Consider the following 20778-nt stretch of genomic DNA (forward strand, 5'->3'; position numbering starts at 1 on the left):
GATCGGAATCGCCTTATGGTGGGCTCCAGTCCCCACCTTCGGTCAAGCGCCCCAGGGACGCGGACAGGGAGATCATGCAAGCCTCCACGGTGGACCTCGTCGCGGGCACCGCCAGAGCAGCCGCCGCGCGTCGGACGATGGCGTGGGCCGCCGGTGGGCTCGCCGCGGCGGCCGCCGTGGCCGGCACCTGGCTCGCGCCCCCAGACGAGTTGCAGGGCGATGCGCAGCGGATGATGTACCTGCACGTCCCCGCCGCCTGGGTGGCGTACGCCGCGTTCGCGGTCGTGCTCGCGACCAGCGGGGCGTACCTGATCGGCGGCGACCTGCGCTGGGACCGGTTCGCCCGGGCGGCGGCGGAACTCGGGGTGGTGCTCACCGCCGCCGCCATCGCCACCGGCTCGGTCTGGGGGCACCTGGTCTGGGGCACCTGGTGGGCCTGGGACCCCCGGCTGGTCAGCACCGCCCTGCTGCTGCTCACCTACGCCGGCTACCTCGCCCTGCGCCGGACGCTGGCCGAGCGGACCGGGGCGTGCGACGGCGCCGACCACCGGGTGGCGAAGCCGGCCGCGGTCGTCGGCGTGGCCGGCTTCTTCCTCGTACCCGTGGTGCACTTCTCCGTGGTCTGGTGGCGCTCGCTGCACCAGCAGGCGACGATGCTGGCCCCGCACCGCCCCCCGATCGACCCGCGGATGGCCACCGCGCTGCTCCTCGCCGTGGCCGCCGCGACCCTCGCCGCGTGCAGCCTGCTACTGCACCGGGTGGTCCGCCTGGAGCGCCGCCTGACCCCGGAGCCCTCCCCCACCGTCGAGCGCACGCCGGTGGGAGTCGGATGATGCGTCGCCGGGCGGGCCGGGCCGCCCTCCTCGCGGTGCTGCTCGCCGCCGGCGGCCTGCTGGTCACCAGCGCGCTCCGCGACACCGTCACCTACTACCGGACGCCGGGCGAGTTGCTCGACGATCCATCCGTCGCGCGGCACCGGGTTCGCCTCGGCGGCGACGTGGTGCCCGGATCGCTGCACCACGACGGCGACCTGGTCGTGTTCCGCCTCGCCGAGGGGGGCCACGAGATCACCGTCGAGCAGCGTGGCGCACCTCCGGAAACGTTCCGCGAGGGTACGGGGGCGGTCGTCGAGGGCACGCTGTCCCCCGATGGCGTGTTCCGCTCGGACCAGGTGGTGGTCCGGCACGGCAACGAGTACCGCCCGTCGTCCTCTCCCCTGGCGCCGGTCGATGCTCGGTGACCTCGGCACCGCCAGCCTCGCCGTCGGGCTGGCCTGCGCGACCCTGACCGCCCTGCTCTGGCTGCGGGTGGCGCTGTTCGGCGCAGCCATCCGCACCGCCCGGCTCGGCACCGCTGCCACCCTGGCCGCTGCCGCCGTGGCCTGCGCCCTGCTGGAGACGGCGCTGCTCCGGCACGACTTCGGCGTCCGGTTCGTGGCCGAGAACGGCGGCCGGCATGTCCCGCTCTACTACACGCTGACCAGCCTGTGGTCGGCCCTGGACGGTTCGCTGCTGCTGTGGCTGCTGGTCCTCGGCGGCTTCGCGGCGCTGCTGGCGCGGCGCGCGTACCTGCCGCGGCTGCACGCGTACGCGATGGTGGTCGTCAGCGTGGTCATGCTGTTCTTCTTCGCGCTGTCCACCTTCGCCGCGAACCCGTTCCGTCCGGTGAGTCCGGTGCCGGCCGACGGCCCCGGGCCGAACCCGCTGTTGCAACAGCACCCGGCAATGGGTGTGCACCCGCCGCTGCTCTACGCCGGCTACCTCGGTCTGGTAATACCATTCGCCTTCGCGTTGGCGGCGCCGCTGGCCGGGCGGGACGGGTCGGGCTGGGTGCGGCTGGCCCGCCCGTGGGCACTCGTGTCGTGGGCCGCGCTCACCGGCGGCATCGGCCTGGGTGCCTGGTGGTCGTACGCGGTGCTGGGCTGGGGCGGCTACTGGGCGTGGGACCCGGTGGAGAACGCCTCCCTGCTGCCCTGGCTGACCGCCACCGCGTTCCTGCACACCACCCTGGTACGCGGCCGGGCCGCCTGGCACGGCGCGCTCGCCTGCGCGAGCTTCCTGCTGGTGCTGCTCGGCACCTTCCTCACCCGGTCCGGCGCGGTGGCCAGCATGCACGCGTTCACCGACTCGCCGCTGGGCCCGATGCTGCTCGGCTTCGTGCTGCTGGCGGTGGTGGTGTCGACCGTCCTGACCGGCCGTCGGGCCCCCGAGCCGCCCCGTCCCCGGCGCTCGCGAGCGCTGTCCCGTCCCACCCTCGTGCTGGTCCATGGCGTACTTCTGGTGACCATCGCCGCGGTGGTGCTGATCGGTACGATCCTGCCGCTGCTCTCCGCGCCGCTCTCCGGCACGCGCAGCTCGGTGGGACCCGCCTACTACCAGCGGACGGCCGTGCCCCTGGCGGTCATCGTGCTGGTGGTGATGGGCGTGACGCCCGCGCTGCGGGTCCGCGACCGGGCGGCGGCGCTGCGGCGGCTCGCCGTGCCGGCCGGTGCCGGCCTGGGCACCGTGGCCGTGGTCGGCCTGCTCAGCCGGCCCGGCCCGGCCGCGCTCACCGCGTTCGGCGCGGCGGGGTTCGTCCTCACCGGCCTGGCCGGGGACCTGGCTCGCCGGCTGCGGCGGTCCGGTCCGCACCGGCAACCCGGCCGGCTGGCCGGGCTGGTCGCGCACGCCGGGCTCGCCCTGGTCGCGGTGGGCGTCGCCGGCTCGTCCGCCTACGGCCGGGATGCCGAACGGACGCTGCGGGTCGGCGAGACCCTGCGGGTGGGCGACGTCGCGGTCCGCCTGCTCGGCGTGGATCGGACCGGCGGCAGCGGAACCATGGCGGTACGGGCCCCGCTGGCGCTCACCGCGTCGGGCCGGGACGCGCGGACGATCGCGCCGGCGCTGCGCTACCACCCCGCCCGGGACACCGCCGTCACCGTGCCGGCGATCGGCACCGGCCTGCTGCGCGACACGTACGTGACGCTCATCGCCGTCAGTGCGGACAGCGGCAGCGCCACGGTTCGACTCGCGGTGAACCCGCTCGTCGGCCTGCTCTGGGCCGGCGGTGCGCTGACCGCCACCGGCGGGTTGCTCGCAGCCGCCGCAACCGCCCGTTCGCGACCGCGCTCCGACCGGCCGCGGCCCGTCCCGGCGGCCGTCGGTCCGGGAGCCGCGACGTGAGGCCCCCGACCCTGGGACGCTCCGGCTGGCTGCGCGCCGGACCGGCGACGGTCCTCGCGATCACCGTGGCCGTCGGCGCTCTGATCACCTTCGGCCTGCGCCCCCCCGCCACACCGACCCCCGACGCTCCGACGGTGCGCGGCACACCCGCGCCGGCATTGTCCGGCGCCACCCTGGACGGTGGCCGCTTCGTGCTCGCCGAGGCCCGGGGCGAGGTGGTACTGGTCAACGTGTTCGCCTCCTGGTGCGGGCCGTGCCGGGACGAGCTGCCGCTGCTGGTGGACGTCGAGCGCAGCTGGTCCCCGCGCGGCCTCCGGCTGGTCGGGCTGAACATCCGCGACGGCACCGACGCGGTCCGGGCGCTGCTCGAAGAGACGGGCGCGACGGGGCTGACCGTGGTGCCGGATCCGGACGGCACCCGGGCGGTCGAGTGGGGCGTCCGGGGCGTGCCGGAGACCTTCGTGGTGGGCCGGGACGGCCGGCTCGTCGACCGGCGGCAGGGCGTGGTGACGCGGCAGTGGCTGGAGCAGCGGATCGCGCCGCTGCTGGCCGGATGAGGTGGCGGCGCGCCCTGGTGGCGCTCGTGCTCCTCACGTTGGCCGCCGCGGCCGGCGCGGGGCTGGCCCGGTCGACGGGCGACCACGGCCGGCAGGACCCGGTACGGGCGGTGACCGTCGGGCTGCGCTGCCCGGCGTGCCAGGGCGAGTCGGTGGCGGACTCCCGGTCACCGATCGCGGCGGCGATGCGGCAGGCGGTGGCGGACCAGCTCGCCCAGGGGCGGGACCGCGACGAGATCCGCCGGTGGTTCGTCCAGCGGTACGGCGCGGACGTGCTGACCGATCCGCCGGCCCGCGGGGTCCGGCTGCTGCTCTGGGGCGTACCCGTGCTGGCCCTGCTGTCCGGCGGGTACGCGGCACTGCGGACGCTGCGGCCCGGCGCCGCCCGGGACCGTCCCGCCGCACCATGGACGCCGGACGCCCGGGGCGCACGGCGGGCGTGGCGGGTGGCGTCCGTGGGCGTGGTGGCGCTCGTGGCGTCCGTCGCGGTCGTCGCCGACCGGCTCGACCCGCCGGCTCGCCCGGCACCCGCCGACCCGGTCGCGGTCGCCCTCCAACTCGCCCACGACCTGGAGGCGCAGGGCCGGTACGACGCCGCGGCGCAGATGTACCAGGAGGCGTTGCGGGATCGGCCCGACGACGCCGTCCGGCTGCGACTCGCGTTCGCGCTGCTCCGGGCCGGCGACAGCGCCGGTGCGCAACGAACCGTCCGGGACGTCCTGGCTCGCGAGCCGGATTCCCCCGACGGCCTGCTGGTGCTGGGGCTGGCACAGCGGAACAGCCGGTCCGTCGAGGCGGAAAACACGCTACGGCGTTTCCTGGCCGTCGCACCGACACACCCGGCCGCTGCGGAGATCAGGCGGCTGCTGGCGCCGGGCGCACCTACCGGACGCTGACGGTGATCTTGTCGGCACCGTACCGGCCTGGGGCGGCCGGCGCGGGGCAGCCGGCCGCCCGGGTCCGTGGGCGGGGATGGGCGCGCGGCGTCAGCCGACGTCGACCCAGTCGAGGGTGCGCTGGACCGCCTTCTTCCACCAGGCGTAGCCGTTCTCGCGCTGCTCCGGCGACCAGGCCGGGTGCCAGCGCCGGCTCTCGTTCCAGTTCTCGCGCAGCTCGTCGGTGGTCTTCCAGAACTTGACGGCGAGGCCGGCGGCGTAGGCCGCGCCGAGCGCGGTGGTCTCCGCGACGACCGGCCGGCTGACCGGTACGCCGAGGATGTCCGCCTGCAGCTGCATGCACAGGTCGTTGACGGTGACGCCGCCGTCGACCTTCAGGCACTCCAGGTGCACCCCGGAGTCCTGCGCCATGGCCTCGGCCACGTCCCGGCTCTGATAGCAGATGGACTCGAGGGTGGCCCGGGCGATGTGGGCGTCGGTGTTGAACCGGGACAGCCCGACGATCGCGCCTCGAGCGTCGGAACGCCAGTACGGGGCGAACAGGCCGGAGAACGCGGGCACGAAGTAGACCCCGCCGCTGTCCTCCACCTGGCCGGCCAGGATCTCGCTCTGCGCGGCGCCGCTGATGATCTTGAGCTGGTCACGCAGCCACTGCACCGCCGACCCGGTCACCGCGATCGAGCCCTCCAACGCGTACACCGGTGCCTCGTCGCCGAACTGGTAGCAGACGGTGGTGAGCAGCCCGGCCTTGGACCGCACGATGTCCGTGCCGGTGTTGAGCAGCATGAAGTTGCCGGTGCCGTAGGTGTTCTTCGCCTCGCCCGGCGCGAAGCAGACCTGCCCGACCGTGGCGGCCTGCTGGTCGCCCAGGTCGCCGGTGATCGGGACCGGGCTGCTGAACGGGCCGTGCGGCACGGTGCTGCCGTACGAGCGCGGGTCGGAGGACGGCCGGATCTGCGGCAGCATGGCGCGGGGGATGCCGAAGAACGAGAGCAGCTCGTCGTCCCAGGCGAGCGTCTCCAGGTTCATCAGCATCGTGCGGCTGGCGTTGGTCGGGTCGGTGACATGCACGCCGCCCTCGATGCCGCCGGTGAGGTTCCACAGCAGCCAGGTGTCGGTGTTGCCGAAGACGGCCTCGCCGCGCTCGGCCGCCTCGCGGACCCCGTCGACGTTGTCGAGGATCCACTGAATCTTCCCCCCGGAGAAGTAGGTCGCCGGCGGCAGGCCGGCCTTGCGCCGGATGACGTCGCCCTTGCCCTCGCGTTCCAGCGCGGAGGCGATCCGGTCGGTGCGGGTGTCCTGCCAGACGATGGCGTTGTAGTAGGGCCGGCCGGTCCGGCGGTTCCACACCACAGTGGTCTCGCGCTGATTGGTGATGCCGAGCGCGGCGAGGTCGGAGCCGGTCAGCCCCTGGGCGTTCATCGCGGTCTGGATGACGGTCAGGGTCCGTTCCCAGATCTCGAGCGGGTTGTGCTCCACCCAGCCGGCCTGCGGCAGGATCTGCTGGTGTTCGAGCTGGTGACGGCCGGCCTCGTTGCCGCCATGGTCGAAGATCATGAATCGGGTGCTGGTGGTGCCCTGGTCTACCGCGCCGACGAAGTCAGCCATGCGGGGTCTCCTTCCGGTTGGGATCATTGTGGGTCGGCGGGTCGGACGCGGGCGAGTGGCCTTCTTCGGTGACGGCGCTCCGGGCGGACGGCCAGATCGATCAAACCCGTTTGATGTAACCTCGCCTCGTGGGCTCGTCGAGTCAAGCCGCCCCAGCGTTCGTACGCCTGGCCGGACATCCCCTGCGCTGGCGGGTGCTGACCGAACTCGCCCACAGTGACCTGCGGGTCCGTGAGCTGGTCGCACTGGTCGGCCAGCCGCAGAGCCTGATCTCCTACCACCTGCGGCTGCTGCGCGACGGCGGCCTGGTCACCGCCAGTCGCAGCAGCTTCGACGGCCGCGACAGCTACTACCACCTGGACCTGGACCGTTGCGCCCAGGCGTTGGCCGGCGCCGGCGCCGCCCTGCACCCGGCCCTGAACCTGGGCGGAACCCCACCCGCCCCGCCGGTCCACCCCCGGCAGCCCCGCGGCACAGTGCTGTTCGTGTGCACCGGCAACAGCGCCCGCTCACCGATCGCCGAGGCCCTGCTGCGCCACCACACCGCCGGCCAGGTGGAGGCGATCAGTGCCGGAACCCACCCCAAACCGCATCTGCATCCCAACGCCGTGCGGGTGCTGCGTCACCACTTCGGCATCGACATCGCCGCTCAGCGCCCCAGGCACCTGGATTCGCTCACCGGCCGCCGGTTCGACTACGTGATCAGCCTGTGCGACAAGGCCCGTGAGGCCCGTCCCGAGTTCGGCGACCAGGCCCGCCGCCTGCACTGGAGCATTGCCGACCCCGCCGCGGACGGCACCACCGACCAGGCCACCTACCCCGCCTTCACGCGCACCACCACGGACATCGGTACCCGGGTCCGGCATCTGCTGCCCGTGCTCGCCACCGCCCATCAGTAGCCGACTCAAGGAGGTCTCAGCCATGGCCACCACCGACCGGTACGCCAGCGTCCGCTACGTCGTCGACGACGTTCCGGCGGCCGTCGACTTCTACACCACCCATCTCGGCTTCCGCCTCAACAGCAGCGCGGGGTCCGCCTTCGCCGATGTGGTCCGCGGCCCGCTGCGGCTGCTGCTGTCCGGACCCGCCAGCTCCGGCGCCCGCGCCACCCCCGACGACGCCACCACTCCCGGCCGCAACCGGATCCACCTGGTCGTCGACGACCTGGACGCCGAGATCGACCGACTCCGGGGCGCGGGCCTGTCATTCCGCGGCGATCCGGTCTCCGGGCCCGGCGGGCGCCAGGTCCTCCTCGCGGACCCCGCCGGCAACCTGATCGAGCTGTTCCAACCCGCCCACTCCTAGGTTTGATCATGGCGCAGGATGGGTCGGGGGTGACGGCGCCTCGCCTGCCTGACCCATCGGCGTGCCGGCTCAGCCCTGGATCTTGACGCAGCAGAAGCCAGGCCGCGGCGCGAGCTCCACACTCAGACCCGTGAGGTCAAGTCCGTCGATGACGCCGCCGATGAGGGCGAGGTTCATGCCGCAGACCAGGTCGAGGTGCTTGGCCGCCAACTTGTCGAACGGGCAGTTCGCAAGGCGGATCTCCCGGTCGGAGATGCGCGGTTCGTAGCCATGACGAGCCAGCACTCGCGCCGCGCGTACCACGTTGTCGGGGTGATCATCACCGGCGCCCGCCGCCGAAGCGGCACCTGGCGCGGCAACCCTGCTGTCGTCTGCAGCCGCTGCGGCGATCCGCCGGCCCTCCTCCGCCGCCGCGTCTCGCACCGCGTCCGCGATCGGTATCGCGTCGCGCGACGACCGGTCGATGGCCGTCGCCAGCACATCGCCGGCCAGGTCATAGCGACGTTCGGGCAGGGACACCGAGAGCTGCAGGGATGATCGCCGATACAGCTTCGACGGGCGACCCGCGCCGGGGCCGGTCCGCCCCGACAGTCGACGGAACTCCACGTCGAGCAGGCCCTCTTCCACCAGCCGGTCGAGGTGGAATTTCACCGAGTGCAACGGCAGGTCAACGGCGGCCGCCGCCTGCTCGCGGCTGACCGCGTCGGGCTGCGCCGCCACGTACAGGTAGAGCGCGCGACGGGCAGGCTCCAACAACGCACCGACCCCGGCGACCTGCTCGGCAAGCTCGTCCGACACGACCAGTCCCTTCTAAAAGAGAGATCTATTGACGCAATCTCGACCCGACTCTAAAGTCGAGACTACTCTCTTTTAGAGCCAGGAGGTCACCATGACCCACACCCGTTCCTCTGCATCATCGTCCGTGACGCCGGTCGTCGCGAACGCCCCGGCCCATCAGGCATTCCTCCTCCTCCGCACGGTCTTCACGGTCGCCCCGATCCTCTTCGGCCTGGACAAGTTCTTCGGGTTGCTCACCGACTGGGAGCAGTACCTCGCTCCCTGGATCAACGACCTCGTGCCCGGTGACGCGCACCAGGCGATGCTCGCGGTGGGAGTCGTGGAGATCCTGGCCGGCATCCTCGTCGCGATCAGACCCGCGATCGGCGGCTACGTGGTCGCCGCCTGGCTGCTGGGCATCATCGTCAACCTCGTCACGATGGGTGACTACTTCGACGTCGCGCTCCGTGACTTCGGTCTGCTCGTCGCCGCGCTGGCGCTGGCGAGGCTGGCCTCGTCCACCACCGTCCCCGTGCGGACCAACGAGGACGCCCGGTGACGTGACCAGCGCGGATCGTCGCCATCCCGCGGGCGGAACCCCCGGGATGGCGGCGACCTCCGCGCGGCTGATCCGCTCACCGGCGGACCTCACGCGCCACGCGCTGCCAATGCGTCCAGGTCCCGCTCGGCGTAGCGCCGGTGCTCCCACTCCTCGTTGAGGATGATCAACAGGCATTCGCGCACCGGGTAGCTGCGGGACTCCGGCCAGCCGCGAGCGTCGACCGGCCGGGTGTGGCCGTCCAGCGACTCGTGGGTCAAGCCCTCGATGACGCGCCGCACGGTGGACATCCGATCGCGGCGCAGCTCGAGTACCGCGTCGAGCGAGGGCCGGGCGTCACGGTCTCGCGGCACGCCCGACAGGTCAGGCATCTCGTCCCACGGCAGGTCCAGGGGATGCCACGGCGACGGGTCGCCGAGCATCGCCCGCCCGATCCAGGAGTCGGTGGCGAACGCCAGGTGCCGCAGCGTCTCGATGAACGACCACTCGCCATCGACCGACTCGTGCAACAGCTCGGGTCGCAGCCGGCCGGCCCGATCGACGGTCTCCTCCCAGAGCCGCTCGAGAATGTCCCACGCCGCACGGAAGCCAGCCGGGTCTGTCGGGCGCATCTTGACCCGGTCCGGATACCGCCGGTCCAGCTCGGCGTTGACCAGGGGCCCGATATCGACGCCATTGATCGTCAGGTTCTCGATCTCGCCGTGGATGTCAACGTCAACCAGCTCCACGCCGTGCATCACGACCCTACCCAGGTGGACACCACGAAACCGGGCGCCGGCGAGGTCGACCGCGCGGAACTGCGCACCCCTGAGGTCGACCCGCTCGAACCGGGAGCCGCGCAGATCGGCAGCAATAAATTCGGGCATGTCAGCACGCTAACCGCAGGCGCCGACAACCGCGCGCCCCAGTAAACCCGGCCGTCGTACGCCATCGGCTTTTTGAGGTATTCAAGAAAAAAGTGGTGCATACTGCGCACTGTGGCCACGACGTCGGACTTCGAGCGCATGCTGCGCGGGGCCGCGCTCCGGGTGACCCGTCCGCGGCTGGCGGTGCTGGCCGCGGTGCACGCGCATCCGCACGCCGACACCGTCTCGCTGTTCGGCGCGGTGCGTAGGGAGCTTCCCGAGGTGTCCCACCAGGCCGTGTACGACGTGCTGCGTGCACTGACCGTCGCGGGGCTGGTGCGGCGCATCGAGCCTGCCGGCTCGGTGGCCCGCTACGAGTCGCGGGTCAGGGACAACCACCACCACGTCGTGTGCCGGTCGTGCGGTGCCATTGCCGACGTCGACTGCGCCGTCGGCGAGACTCCCTGCCTGACCGCGTCCGGCAACCAGGGATTCTTGATCGACGAGGCTGAGGTCACCTACTGGGGCGTCTGCCCCGAGTGTCTCGCGGCACCAGTAACCAGTTGACGGAAACGAGCCATCAAGACAGGAGAAGGACCGACGTGTCTGAGCGCGGCAGCGAGAGTGAAAACCCGGTAATCCCATCCCCCACTCCGACCCCGCACCGGCCCAGGACCAACCAGGACTGGTGGCCGAATCAGCTGAACCTCCAGGTGCTCCACCAGCACTCGCCGCGAGCCAATCCAATGGGCGAGGACTACGACTACGCCGAGGAGCTCGCCACCCTCGACGTCGACGCGCTGAAGCGGGACATCTTCGAGGTGATGACGGCGTCGCAGGACTGGTGGCCGGCCGACTACGGCCACTACGGGCCGCTCTTCATCCGGATGAGCTGGCACGCCGCCGGCACGTACCGCATCGAGGACGGCCGTGGCGGTGCCGGCGATGGCGCGCAGCGCTTCGCGCCCCTCAACAGCTGGCCCGACAACGCGAACCTCGACAAGGCGCGCAGACTGCTCTGGCCGGTCAAGCAGAAGTACGGCCGGAAGATCTCGTGGGCCGACCTCCTGGTCTTCACCGGCAACTGTGCCCTGGAGTCGATGGGCTTCAAGACCTTCGGCTTCGGCTTCGGACGCGAAGACGTCTGGGAGCCCGAGGAGATCTTCTGGGGGCCCGAGGACACCTGGCTCGGAGACGAGCGCTACAGCGGCGACCGGGAGCTCGCAGGTCCGCTCGGCGCCGTGCAGATGGGTCTCATCTACGTGAACCCGGAGGGGCCCAACGGCACCCCGGATCCGCTGGCCGCCGCCCGGGACATCCGCGAGACCTTCCGCCGGATGGCGATGAACGACGAGGAGACCGTCGCGCTCATCGCCGGCGGCCACACGTTCGGCAAGACCCATGGTGCCGCCTCCGCCGAGTACGTCGGTCCCGAGCCCGAGGGTGCTCCCCTCGAGAGCCAGGGCCTTGGCTGGAAGAACACCTTCGGCAGCGGCAAGGGCAAGGACACCATCACCAGCGGGCTCGAGGGTGCGTGGACCCCCACCCCGATCACCTGGGACAACAGCTTCTTCGAGACCCTCTTCGGTTACGAGTGGGAGCTGACCGGGAGCCCGGCCGGCGCCAAGCAGTGGAAGCCGAAGGACGGCGCCGGGGCGGACGCCGTGCCCGATGCGCACGACCCGTCGGTCAGGCACGCCCCGATGATGGCGACGACCGACGTCGCACTGCGGGTGGACCCGATCTACGAGCCGATCTCGCGGCGTTTCCTGGAGAACCCGGACCAGCTCGCGGAGGCGTTCGCCAAGGCGTGGTACAAGCTGCTGCACCGCGACATGGGTCCCGTCACGCGCTACCGCGGCCCGTGGGTTCCCGAGCCGCAGCTTTGGCAGGATCCCGTCCCGGCGGTCGACCACGAACTCATCGGGGACCGGGACATCGCTGCTCTCAAGGGCAGGATCCTGGAATCGGGACTGTCCATCTCCCAACTGGTCCGCGTCGCGTGGGCGTCGGCCGCGAGCTTCCGCGGCACCGACATGCGTGGCGGGGCCAACGGGGCGCGGATCCGCCTTGAGCCGCAGCGGAACTGGGCGGCCAACGACCCGGCCGAACTGGCCGTGGTGCTGCCGGCCCTGGAGCAGATCCAGCAGGACTTCACCAACTCACAGTCCGGCGGGAAGAAGGTCTCGCTCGCTGACCTGATCGTCCTCGGCGGATGCGCGGCCGTCGAGCACGCGGCGAAGAATGCCGGCCACGACATCACGGTGCCGTTCCTGCCGGGCCGTACGGACGCCGCGCAGGAGCAGACCGACGTGGAGTCGTTCACGGTGCTCGAGCCGAAGGCGGACGGGTTCCGCAACTACCTGCGGGCCGGGGCGAAGCTCCCGGCGGAGGTCCGGTTGTTGGACCGGGCCAACCTGTTGACGCTGACCGCTCCCGAGATGACGGTCCTGCTCGGCGGCATGCGGGCGCTGAACGCCAACGTGGGGCAAGTACGACACGGCGTCTTCACCGATCGGCCCGAGACGTTGACGAACGACTTCTTCGTGAACCTGCTCGACGTCGGCACGGAGTGGAAGGTGTCCACCTCGACCGAGAACGTGTTCGAGGGTCGGGATCACGCCACCGGTGAGGTCAAGTGGACCGCCACCGCCGTCGACCTCGTCTTCGGTTCGAACTCCCAGCTCCGCGCCATCGCGGAGGTCTACGCCGGTCGCGACGCGCAGGCGAAGTTCGTGCAGGACTTCGTCGCGGCGTGGGTCAAGGTCATGAACCTGGACCGGTACGACCGCGCCTGATGCGGCGGGGCCCCGGTCACCGAGGACGTGACCGGGGCCCGCCGCGGCGTCAACCGCTGCGGGGATCAGCCACCGTCGGCGCCACTGACCGTCTTCAGGAGCTCGGCACGCGCGGCCTCCAGGGCCACGAACAGCGCCCCGGTGAGGGAGGCCGCCTCACCGAGGGCGCTGGTCTCGATCCGTGGCGGAAACGGCACGTACGCGTTGACGGTCTCCCGAACGGTCGGCAGCAGCAACGGGTTGCGGCCCACGCCCCCGCCGAGGACAACGAGTTCGGGGTCGAAGACGGCAGACGCGCTGGCGATGGTGAGGCCGAGTTGACGGGCTTCCGCCTCCACCAGATCTCGTGCTGCCGGCATGCCCGTAGCAGCCTGGGCGAACAGTTCCTCCACGGAAGTCGGTCGCCTGCCCGGCCACGACGGGCGGGCGTCGAGCGCCGCGAGAACGCCGTACGCGCCGGCCTCGTCGGCCAACTGCTCCCGGCCGCGCCCACGCCGTTGTTCCGGCGGCACCGAGCCGGGCAGCGGCAGGTAGGCCACCTCGCCGGCCGCGCCGTGTGCCCCGCGGACGAGTTCGCCGTTGTGCACCAGCCCCATGCCGATGCCGGCGCCGACGGCCAGGAACGCGAACGTCGTGACGTCGCGTGCGTGTCCCCGCCAGCGCTCGCCGAGCGCCGCGAGGTTGACGTTGTTCTCCAGCACGATAGGCGCGTCAACGCGAGCCTGGAGGGGCGTGAGCAGGTCGAACAGGCCCTCCTCGCCGAGGTTCCGGGCAACCGACATGGTGCGGCCGTCGGCGTGGACGACCCCGGGCGCCGACACGCCGACCCGCCGAAGCGGCCCGAACTCCTCCCCCACCGCCCTGGTCGCGGCGGTGATCATTCGGCCGACCTGCGCGGCCACCCGGCTCGCGCCGGTCGCCTTCGTGGCCTGCCGCTGTTCGTAGCAGAGAGCGCCGCTCATGTCGGCCGCCGCGACTCGAAGATTGTCGCCGCCGACGTCGACCGCCATCACGTAGCCGGCCGTCGGGGACAGCCGGTAGTAGGTGGGCACCCGGCCAGGTCTGCCCCGTCGCACGCCGGCGTCGACGATCAGGCCACTGTCGACGAGCCGGCGTACGACCTCCGAGATGGTCGGTCGCGACAGGCTGGTGCGGCGGGCGAGTTCCGGCCGGGTCATGGGCACGCTGTCGAGCAGTGCGGCCAGCACCGCCCGACCGGACGGATCGACGGAGACCAAGGCGTATCCACTCCTTCGCCTGCGGGTCCGAAAGGCTGCGACGACGGTCTTGACCGGTGATCGCGAACCGAGTACAAGTTTTTGTTAAGCAGCCTACCTAATGCCCAGGGGGGCGATCATGTCAGAGCACATGAGTGAGCTGTCCAGGCGAAGACTTCTCCAACTGTCGGCTGTCACCGGCGCGGGCCTGCTTCTCGCGGCCTGCGACGTCGGCGGCGGCAGCGATACCGGCGCGGGCGCCGGCAGCGGCGCGGCAGGCACCGGCGAAGGGCACATCACCGCCCTGTTCATGAAACAGGCCGGCTACTCCGAGGACGACATCCGCGCGATGACCGCGGAGTTCCAGAAAAAGTATCCGAAGATCACCGTCGAGCCGTCCTTCGTCGCCTACGAGGCGCTGCACGACAAGATCGTCGCGGCGGCCCCGGCCAGCACCTTCGACGTGGTGCTCATCGACGTGATCTGGCCGGCCGAGTTCGGCAGCAAGCGCATCGTGACCGATGTGACCGACCAGTTCCCGGCGCAGTGGAAGAGCGACATGCTCGGTGGGGCGCTGGCGACCGCCGCCTACCGCAACCGTTACTACGGCGTTCCGTGGATCCTCGACACGAAGTACCTCTTCTACAACACCGACATGCTGACCAAGGCGGGCATCGACCCGGCGAGCCTGTCCACCTGGGACGGCGTCCTCACCGCCGCCCAGGCACTCAGGGCCAAGAAGGTCGTCGACCATCCCCTGATCTGGAGCTGGAAGCAGGCCGAGGCGCTGGTCTGCGACTACACGCAGCTCGTGGGCGCGTTCGGCGGCAAGTTCCTCTCGGACGACGGCCGGTCCATCGCCTTCAACACCGGTGGTGGCCTGCAGGCGCTGGAGTTCATGAAGCGGAGCCTCGACAGCAAGATCACCAACCCCAACTCGGTCGAATCGCTGGAGGAGGACGTTCGCAAGATCTTCTCCGACGGCCAGGCGGCCATGGCGCTCAACTGGACCTACATGTTCAACGCCGCCAACGACCCCCAACAGTCGAAGATCGCCGGCAAGGTCGGTGTGGCGGCGACCCCGTCCGGGACCGCCGGCGCCCCGGGCGTCAACGGCTCGATGGCCCTGTCGGTCAGCTCGGGAAGCAAGAACCAGAAGGCCGCCTGGACCTACATCAGCTATATCACCAGCGCCGAGGTGCAGAACAAGTACGCCAAGAGCTCGCTGCCGTGCTGGACGAAGTCGTACGACGATCCCGCGGTGACGTCCACCCTGCCGAAGGTGGTGCCGGTGGCGAAGAAGCAGCTCGCCGACCTCATCGCCCGCCCGCAGGTGCCCCGCTACAACGAGATCAGCCAGATCCTGCAGGCCGAGCTGCAGAACGCCCTGCTCAACAAGAAGCCGCCGAAGAAGGCCCTTGACGACGCCGCCGAACAGGCGCGTAACTTGCTCTCATGACGGCGGCGCCACCGGCGCGTGCGGCGCCCGCGCCACCGGCCGGCCGGCGAGTCCAGCCGGCGCGCCGGTGGCCGCTGGCGCGGCGCGCCGGCGGCGGCCAGCTGCGGCTGGCGTTGCTCCTGCTCCTGCCCGCGGCGCTCGTGGTCTTCGGCGTGGTGCTGTACCCGGCCGGACGCGCCCTGGTCATCTCCTTCTACGACGTCAACAGCCCCTTCCCCGGCCGCTACCCGTTCGTCGGCCTGCGCAATTACACCGAGATCCTCGCCGACCGTCGGCTGTGGGCGGCCGCCGGTCACACCGCCTACTTCACCCTCGTCTCCACCGCGCTCGAACTCGTTCTCGGTCTGGGGCTGGCGCAGCTGCTCGCCGCGCCGATGCGGCTGCGGTGGCTGTTCCGCGCGATCGTGATCCTGCCGTGGGCGCTGCCGACGATCGTCAACGGCGCGATGTGGCGCTGGATCCTCAACGCCCAGTACGGGGTCGCCAACGCGCTGCTCACCGACCTGCACCTGCAGGGTGACTACCGGTCCTGGCTCGGCAACGACCCGTTCCTCGCGCTGAACATGGTCATCGTGGCCGACGTCTGGAAGAACACCTCCCTCGTCGCGTTCTTCCTGCTAGCCGGGCTGCAGACCATCCCGAAGGGGCTGTACGAGGCGGCCCGGGTGGACGGGGCGGGCCCGATCCGCTCCTTCTTCCGCATCACCGTGCCCCTGCTGGTGCCCAATATCGCGTTGGTGCTCGTGCTGCGCACCATCGAGGCGTTCAAGGTCTTCGACATCGTCTACGTGATGACCGGCGGTGGTCCCGCCAGCGGCACCCAGACCGTCACCTTCTTCACCTATCTCCAGGCGTTCTCCGCGCAGCGGTTCAGCTCGGGGGCGTCGTTGGCCTATCTGACCGTCGTCGCCATCCTCCTGCTGGCCCTGATCTACCTCCGGTTGCTGCGGCAGAGCGAGCTGAGGTCGCCGTGAGGGCGAGCCGGCGGTATCGGATCTTCATCCACGTGGCCGCCCTCGCCACGTCCGTGGTGATCCTCGCGCCCTTCGCGTGGCTGCTCTACTCGTCGTTCGTGGATCAGACCGACCTCGTCTCGCGGCCGATGCGCTGGCTGCCCGAGCAGGTGACGCTCGACCGGTACCGCGAGATCTTCGCCGGCGGCGGGGCCAGCGCCGGAGCCGCGTTCCGCAGCGCGATGGTCAACAGCCTCCTGGTCGCGGCCGGCACCGTGGTGATTTCGCTCGCCGTCGGCGTGTTGGGCGGCTACGCCCTGGCCCGGCTGCGGTTTCCGCTGCGGCGGGTGACACTGCTGTCGTTCCTGGTTACCTACATGCTGCCGCCGATCACCCTGATCATCCCGCTGTACCTGCTCATGTCGCGCTTCGGGTTGCTCGACACCCGCACCGGACTGATCATCGTGTACTGCTCGCTGGCGACACCCTTCACGCTGTGGAACATGAGCACCTTCTTCGCGTCGCTGCCGGTGGAGCTCGAGGAGGCGGCCCGGGTCGACGGGTGCAGCCGCCTGGGCGCGCTCGTACGGGTGATGCTGCCGCTGTCGAAGCCCGGCATCCTGGCCACCGCCCTGTACGCGTTCCTGCTCTGCTGGGACGAGTTCCTCTACTCGCTGATCTTCACGTCCACCACGCAGGCCAAGACGGTTCCGGTGGCGATCGCCGAGTTCACCGGGCGCAACGCCGTGGACTTCGGGCTCATCGCCGCGGGCGGCGTGCTCGCCGCACTCCCGCCGGTGGTGCTGGCGGTGATGTTCCAGCGGTACCTCATCAGCGGTCTCGCCACCGGGGCGGTGAAGGGATGACACTCCCCTACCTCGACGGGGTGCGCGCGCAGCCGGACAACCTGCGGCGATCGGCCCAGGCGGTACGGGCGGCGCTGGCCGGACCGGCAGGCGCCCAGGCCGCCGCCGCGTCGCGCTGGGGCAGCCTGCTGGCATTCGGCATGGGTGCCAGCGCCCACGCCGCGGCGGCCTTCGCCGCCGTCCTGCGCGCCGATGGCCTGCCCGCGACCTCGGCGAGCGCCGCCGACCTGCACGACGGGATGCCGCAGGGGCTCGCCGCCGCGTTCCTCGGGATCAGCCAGTCCGGCCGAAGTCGGGAGACGGTGGAGGCGCTGGCCGCCGTGCCGGCCGGGCCCGCTGCGCGGCTCGCCCTGACCAACCATCCAGACAGCCCGCTCGGCGCGCTCGTGGACACCGTCGTGCCACTGGGCTGCGCCGAGGACACGGCGGTCTCCACGCTCAGCTACACCGCGACGCTGCAGGCGCTCGGCCTGCTCGCCGAGCGGATCAGCGGCCATGCCCGGACGGATTGGGACCGACTGCCGAACCTGGCGGCGGAGGTACTCGACACCGACATCGAGCCGCTGGCGGCGGCACTTGCCGACGCCGGGTGCGTCGACGTCGTGGCTTCGGGGGTACGCCTCGCGACGGCCGGCGCGGTCTCCCTGCTCTTGCGTGAGGCCGCGCACCTGCCCACCGCCGGCTTCACCACCCGCGAATACCTGCACGGCCCGTTGGAGACGGCGGGGCCGGGTCAGACGGCTCTGCTCTTCGGCACGGCCCGCGAGGTCCCGCTCGCCCTCGACCTCGCCCGGTACGGGGCGCACGTCGTCCTGGTGACCGACTCCCGCGACGAGCCGCCCACCCAGGACAACCTGCTCGTGGTGCGGCTACCGCGACTTGCCGGGCTCGGCGGCTGCGTGCTCGACATCCTTCCGGTGCAGCTCGCCGCGCACGCCCTGGCCCGGCGCGCGGGCCGGCCCATCGAGCTGCGGCACATGCCGGCCGACACCAAGCTGTAGGCAGGACGGGAGCGGGGGCGGCTGGTGGCCGCCCCCGCCACGGCCCCCGTCCAGGGCCCTACGGCACGGGTATCGAGGTGGTCGGGATGTTGTAGCCGCGGGTACGCAGGTAGGGAGCCTGCCCGCCGAGGTCGCTGGTCTCGTAGGTGGCCATGATGGTGGTCGACTCCCCCGGCCACAGCGAGACGTAGTTGTCGGTGTAGTTCACCGGCAGCACCTCGTTGCCCCCGTTGCCGGCCGTGATCTCCGGGCGCAGGAAGAAGGCGATGTTCGTCTGGCTGTTGTTGGTCAACCTGATGGTGGCGGTCTCCTGCCCGCCCGCGACGGTCCGCGTCACGGTCGTCGCAACGTCGGGGTTTGCCGGCAGGCTGTTGAGCCCGGTCAGGTTGGCGTACGTCTTGACCGCCGTCATGTACCAGTTCTTCTTGTTGCCCAGCGCGTCCGGCTGGGTGGAGTACCAGTACAGGTTGTTGCTGACCACCGCGCCGGCGGAGTCCTTGAGCTGCAGCCGGATGAAGTAGGTGCTGGACAGGCCGGTCAGTGCGGGCAGCGTGAGCACCTGGGTGGCGGCGTTGGCCGCCGCGGTGACCGGGACGCTGGTCGTGTAGGCCTGGCTCAGACTCGGCACGGTGTACACCGTGGCGGTGGCGGTCAGGCCGCTCCGCCCGCTCAGCGTCGAGTTGACCGCGTAGACGTTCCGGGTCTTGTAGTCGTAGGCGATGTGCACCGGCTCGTTGGCCTTCTTGCTGCCGAAGTAGCCGCCGCCGGGCTTGAGGTAGTAGTCGTACAGGTTCCAGTGCACGGACGGCCAGGCGTTGTTGAGCATCCAGAAGATGACCCCGAACGACTGGGTGTACTCGTGCGAGTTCCAGGCCTCGAAGAATGACCTGGCATTCTCGTAGTTCTGCAGCTCCGACCTACGGGAGTAGTCCGCGGCGCTGGTGGTGCTGCCGTAGCGCTTGTTCACGCCGTCGGTGAAGACCTGGATGTTGTCGAACACGCTGCGCGGCTTGCCGGCGTGGTAGTTCCAGGTGGCGGCGATGGGCCACAGGTCCGCGGCCGGGATGAACTTCTGCAGGCTCTCCAGCGGCGGCGGGGCCTCCGTGCCCTCCTCACCGGTGGTGCCGAACGCGCTGCCCGACTGGGCGGGGCTGTCCCACCACAGCACTGGCGGCTCCCACTTGTACGGGCCGTCCATCTTCATGCCGGCGTTGGCGTTCGACCAGGTCGCCACGTTGTCCACGGTCGGGTTCTGCCAGTGCAGCTTCGCGGCGGTGTTCTTGTACGCGGTCAGGTGGGCGGCGGTCGGCGGCTGGTCGCTGCCGTAGGTCCAGATGAACGGGCTGGCATGGGCGCGCAGCGCGCGCAGCTGGCTGTCCAGGGAGGCGTTGGCGACCTGCTCCTGCTCGACGGTCCAGGTGTTGTCGTTCTCCCAGGCGCTGCAGCAGACAAAGCCGGGCATGATCATGACACCGGCCTGGTCGGCCAGGTCGTACAGTTCCTCGTTGCCGAGTGTGCCCTCCAGCCGGATGGTGTTGAGACCCATGTCCTTGACGTACTGGACGTGGGTGGCGTTGGTCTTCGTGTCCCAGCGCTGCAACATGTCCCAGACGTAGCCGCCACCGCGGAAGAAGATGTTCTGCCCGTTGACCTGGTAGCCGACGAACGAGGTGCCGTTGACGGTGGTGCGGTAGTCGGTGAACTGACGGACGCCGAAGTTGATCGACTTCGTGTCCGACGTGGCACCGGCCACGGTCGCCGAGGTCACGAGCTGGTAGAGCTCCGGGCTGCCGTACTGGTAGGGCCACCACAGGGCCGGGCTGGTGACGTGCAGCTGCGGGTAGCTGGCCGGGGCGAAGGTGACCTCGCGGCGCTCGTTCGCGGCCAGGGTGACCGCCTGGCTGACGGAGATGGTGGGGTAGCCGGGCTTGGTGATGGTGGCGCTGACGGTCGTGGTGACCGGGGCGTTGGTGGCGTTGACCGCGTCGACGTAGACGGTGAGATCCGCCGCGTTGGTCGCCGGCAGGGGCAGCACCGTCTTGACGTACGGATCGCGCACGGCGACCGGGCCGGTCGTGTCGAGCAGCGTCCTGCCCCAGATCCCGGCGTTCATGTCGGGAGCCTCAGGGTTCCAGTCCACCGTGCAGAAGGAGAGGTCCTTGCAGTCGTGGGCCGGCGGGGTGACCAGGATCGCCAGCGCGTTGAGGGCGCCGGGTCTGATCAGGTTCGTCACGTTGTACTCGTGCACCACCATGGTGCCGACCGCGTTGGCGTCGAGCTGGGTGCCGTTCAGCCAGATCTGGGCGCGGTAGCTGATTCCCTTGAAGCGCAGCCAGTACGCCTGGTCGGCGGTGGTGGCCGAGGCGGTGAACTGGCCCCGGAACCACCAGTTCTGGCCGGTCAGGTCCGGCACGGACTGCAGGTTCGTGCCGACGTAGATGTTCTGGTAGACGTTGTTCGCGACCAGTCCGGCCAGCACGGTCGACGGCAGCGAGACCGGGCTCCAGCCCGCGGTGCCGTAGCCGACCTGGGAGATGGTCGTGCCCGGGTCCGTGACGTTGTTGGCTGATCGCAGCGCCCAGCCCGTCGTCAGCTCGGTCGAGCCGACGGTGGCGGCGCTCGCGGCCGGCACGTGCACGAGCCCGACGCTCGCCACGAGCGTCAGCGTCGCGAACAGCATCGTGATCAGTCGGCGGGTCAGCAGGCGAGGTCGGTCGATGATGAGGCGCGATGACATGGTGGCCTCCTCGATGTGATCAAGGCGGTGTGCGGGCAT

Annotated in this window: 19 protein-coding genes; 14 read left to right on the plus strand and 5 right to left on the minus strand. The window is 70.9% G+C overall.

From position 1 onward, the window contains the following. Window positions 1–74: 74 nt before the first annotated feature. From ccsA to ACFYOS_RS10360, 5 genes are read left to right on the plus strand one after another with little or no spacing between them, the layout of a single operon-like run. Entirely contained in the window at window positions 75–833 is a 759-nt protein-coding gene (gene ccsA / locus ACFYOS_RS10340; RefSeq protein WP_387138087.1) for a cytochrome c biogenesis protein CcsA, read from the plus strand. Next, on the plus strand, window positions 833–1240 hold the full coding sequence (locus ACFYOS_RS10345; RefSeq protein ID WP_387138090.1) for a cytochrome c maturation protein CcmE: 408 nt from the start codon (window positions 833–835) through the stop codon (window positions 1238–1240). The genes ccsA and ACFYOS_RS10345 overlap by 1 nt, the downstream gene beginning before the upstream one ends. Further along, window positions 1230–3161, plus strand: a complete 1932-nt coding sequence (locus ACFYOS_RS10350) for a heme lyase CcmF/NrfE family subunit (protein ID WP_387138092.1) — start codon at window positions 1230–1232, stop codon at window positions 3159–3161. The genes ACFYOS_RS10345 and ACFYOS_RS10350 overlap by 11 nt, the downstream gene beginning before the upstream one ends. Further along, the gene (locus ACFYOS_RS10355) at window positions 3158–3718 is read left to right on the plus strand and encodes a TlpA family protein disulfide reductase (RefSeq protein ID WP_387138095.1); all 561 of its coding nucleotides are present in this window, start codon (window positions 3158–3160) and stop codon (window positions 3716–3718) included. The genes ACFYOS_RS10350 and ACFYOS_RS10355 overlap by 4 nt, the downstream gene beginning before the upstream one ends. After that, window positions 3715–4614, plus strand: a complete 900-nt coding sequence (locus ACFYOS_RS10360; RefSeq protein ID WP_387138098.1) for a cytochrome c-type biogenesis protein CcmH — start codon at window positions 3715–3717, stop codon at window positions 4612–4614. Before ACFYOS_RS10355 ends, ACFYOS_RS10360 begins: the two co-directional genes overlap by 4 nt. A gap of 90 nt (window positions 4615–4704) precedes the next feature. On the opposite strand, the gene glpK is transcribed toward ACFYOS_RS10360, so the two are convergent. Further along, a complete protein-coding gene (glpK, locus tag ACFYOS_RS10365) occupies window positions 4705–6222 on the minus strand; it encodes a glycerol kinase GlpK (RefSeq protein ID WP_387138101.1) in 1518 nt (505 codons plus the stop codon). Window positions 6223–6350: 128 nt separating this feature from the next. Between glpK and ACFYOS_RS10370 the strand changes: the two genes are divergently transcribed. Further along, window positions 6351–7121 carry an ArsR family transcriptional regulator gene (locus ACFYOS_RS10370; RefSeq protein WP_387138104.1) on the plus strand — a complete coding sequence of 257 codons (771 nt, stop codon included), beginning with the start codon at window positions 6351–6353 and terminating at the stop codon, window positions 7119–7121. 22 nt (window positions 7122–7143) lie between these two features. Then, entirely contained in the window at window positions 7144–7527 is a 384-nt protein-coding gene (locus ACFYOS_RS10375) for a VOC family protein (RefSeq protein ID WP_387138107.1), read from the plus strand. 69 nt (window positions 7528–7596) lie between these two features. Here the strand turns inward: ACFYOS_RS10375 and ACFYOS_RS10380 are convergent, their stop codons facing one another. After that, entirely contained in the window at window positions 7597–8325 is a 729-nt protein-coding gene (locus ACFYOS_RS10380) for a helix-turn-helix transcriptional regulator (protein ID WP_387138110.1), read from the minus strand. Between the two features lie 91 nt (window positions 8326–8416). Here ACFYOS_RS10380 and ACFYOS_RS10385 point away from each other — a divergent pair, with 91 nt between their 5' ends. Then, window positions 8417–8863, plus strand: coding sequence for a hypothetical protein (locus tag ACFYOS_RS10385; RefSeq protein ID WP_387138112.1), 447 nt, complete (start codon window positions 8417–8419; stop codon window positions 8861–8863). An 89-nt stretch (window positions 8864–8952) separates the two neighbouring features. On the opposite strand, the gene ACFYOS_RS10390 is transcribed toward ACFYOS_RS10385, so the two are convergent. Further along, window positions 8953–9729 carry a DinB family protein gene (locus ACFYOS_RS10390; protein WP_387138115.1) on the minus strand — a complete coding sequence of 259 codons (777 nt, stop codon included), beginning with the start codon at window positions 9727–9729 and terminating at the stop codon, window positions 8953–8955. A 138-nt stretch (window positions 9730–9867) separates the two neighbouring features. Between ACFYOS_RS10390 and ACFYOS_RS10395 the strand changes: the two genes are divergently transcribed. Together ACFYOS_RS10395 and katG are read left to right on the plus strand one after the other, a co-directional pair. After that, window positions 9868–10275 (plus strand): Fur family transcriptional regulator, encoded by a 408-nt coding sequence (locus ACFYOS_RS10395; RefSeq protein ID WP_387138567.1) that lies wholly within the window; start codon window positions 9868–9870, stop codon window positions 10273–10275. After that, on the plus strand, window positions 10272–12506 hold the full coding sequence (katG, locus tag ACFYOS_RS10400) for a catalase/peroxidase HPI (RefSeq protein WP_387138118.1): 2235 nt from the start codon (window positions 10272–10274) through the stop codon (window positions 12504–12506). Before ACFYOS_RS10395 ends, katG begins: the two co-directional genes overlap by 4 nt. Before the next feature lie 65 nt (window positions 12507–12571). Here the strand turns inward: katG and ACFYOS_RS10405 are convergent, their stop codons facing one another. Further along, window positions 12572–13744, minus strand: coding sequence for an ROK family protein (locus ACFYOS_RS10405; RefSeq protein WP_387138121.1), 1173 nt, complete (start codon window positions 13742–13744; stop codon window positions 12572–12574). A gap of 118 nt (window positions 13745–13862) precedes the next feature. Between ACFYOS_RS10405 and ACFYOS_RS10410 the strand changes: the two genes are divergently transcribed. From ACFYOS_RS10410 to ACFYOS_RS10425, 4 genes are read left to right on the plus strand one after another with little or no spacing between them, the layout of a single operon-like run. After that, window positions 13863–15182: an extracellular solute-binding protein gene (locus ACFYOS_RS10410; protein ID WP_387138124.1), complete on the plus strand. Its 1320-nt coding sequence runs from the start codon at window positions 13863–13865 to the stop codon at window positions 15180–15182. Then, on the plus strand, window positions 15179–16156 hold the full coding sequence (locus ACFYOS_RS10415; protein ID WP_387138127.1) for a carbohydrate ABC transporter permease: 978 nt from the start codon (window positions 15179–15181) through the stop codon (window positions 16154–16156). The genes ACFYOS_RS10410 and ACFYOS_RS10415 overlap by 4 nt, the downstream gene beginning before the upstream one ends. Next, complete coding sequence (locus tag ACFYOS_RS10420; RefSeq protein WP_387138129.1) at window positions 16153–17001, plus strand: carbohydrate ABC transporter permease; 849 nt, start codon at window positions 16153–16155, stop codon at window positions 16999–17001. Before ACFYOS_RS10415 ends, ACFYOS_RS10420 begins: the two co-directional genes overlap by 4 nt. Beyond that, the gene (locus tag ACFYOS_RS10425) at window positions 16998–18002 is read left to right on the plus strand and encodes an SIS domain-containing protein (RefSeq protein WP_387138132.1); all 1005 of its coding nucleotides are present in this window, start codon (window positions 16998–17000) and stop codon (window positions 18000–18002) included. The genes ACFYOS_RS10420 and ACFYOS_RS10425 overlap by 4 nt, the downstream gene beginning before the upstream one ends. Before the next feature lie 58 nt (window positions 18003–18060). Here the strand turns inward: ACFYOS_RS10425 and ACFYOS_RS10430 are convergent, their stop codons facing one another. After that, window positions 18061–20739 carry a hypothetical protein gene (locus ACFYOS_RS10430; protein ID WP_387138134.1) on the minus strand — a complete coding sequence of 893 codons (2679 nt, stop codon included), beginning with the start codon at window positions 20737–20739 and terminating at the stop codon, window positions 18061–18063. Window positions 20740–20778 lie beyond the last annotated feature (39 nt).

The organism is Micromonospora sp. NPDC005806, assembly GCF_042871425.1.
GTDB lineage: Bacteria > Actinomycetota > Actinomycetes > Mycobacteriales > Micromonosporaceae > Micromonospora.

Excerpts from the sequence above, each read along its gene's own strand:
- ccsA (WP_387138087.1), top strand. The coding sequence starts at position 75 with ATGCAAGCCTCCACGGTGGACCTCGTCGCGGGCACCGCCAGAGCAGCC.
- ACFYOS_RS10345 (WP_387138090.1), top strand. The coding sequence starts at position 833 with ATGCGTCGCCGGGCGGGCCGGGCCGCCCTCCTCGCGGTGCTGCTCGCC.
- ACFYOS_RS10350 (WP_387138092.1), top strand. The coding sequence starts at position 1,230 with ATGCTCGGTGACCTCGGCACCGCCAGCCTCGCCGTCGGGCTGGCCTGC.
- ACFYOS_RS10360 (WP_387138098.1), top strand. The coding sequence starts at position 3,715 with ATGAGGTGGCGGCGCGCCCTGGTGGCGCTCGTGCTCCTCACGTTGGCC.
- glpK (WP_387138101.1), bottom strand. The coding sequence starts at position 6,222 with ATGGCTGACTTCGTCGGCGCGGTAGACCAGGGCACCACCAGCACCCGA.
- ACFYOS_RS10375 (WP_387138107.1), top strand. The coding sequence starts at position 7,144 with ATGGCCACCACCGACCGGTACGCCAGCGTCCGCTACGTCGTCGACGAC.
- ACFYOS_RS10385 (WP_387138112.1), top strand. The coding sequence starts at position 8,417 with ATGACCCACACCCGTTCCTCTGCATCATCGTCCGTGACGCCGGTCGTC.
- ACFYOS_RS10390 (WP_387138115.1), bottom strand. The coding sequence starts at position 9,729 with ATGCCCGAATTTATTGCTGCCGATCTGCGCGGCTCCCGGTTCGAGCGG.
- ACFYOS_RS10395 (WP_387138567.1), top strand. The coding sequence starts at position 9,868 with ATGCTGCGCGGGGCCGCGCTCCGGGTGACCCGTCCGCGGCTGGCGGTG.
- ACFYOS_RS10410 (WP_387138124.1), top strand. The coding sequence starts at position 13,863 with ATGTCAGAGCACATGAGTGAGCTGTCCAGGCGAAGACTTCTCCAACTG.
- ACFYOS_RS10415 (WP_387138127.1), top strand. The coding sequence starts at position 15,179 with ATGACGGCGGCGCCACCGGCGCGTGCGGCGCCCGCGCCACCGGCCGGC.
- ACFYOS_RS10425 (WP_387138132.1), top strand. The coding sequence starts at position 16,998 with ATGACACTCCCCTACCTCGACGGGGTGCGCGCGCAGCCGGACAACCTG.
- ACFYOS_RS10430 (WP_387138134.1), bottom strand. The coding sequence starts at position 20,739 with ATGTCATCGCGCCTCATCATCGACCGACCTCGCCTGCTGACCCGCCGA.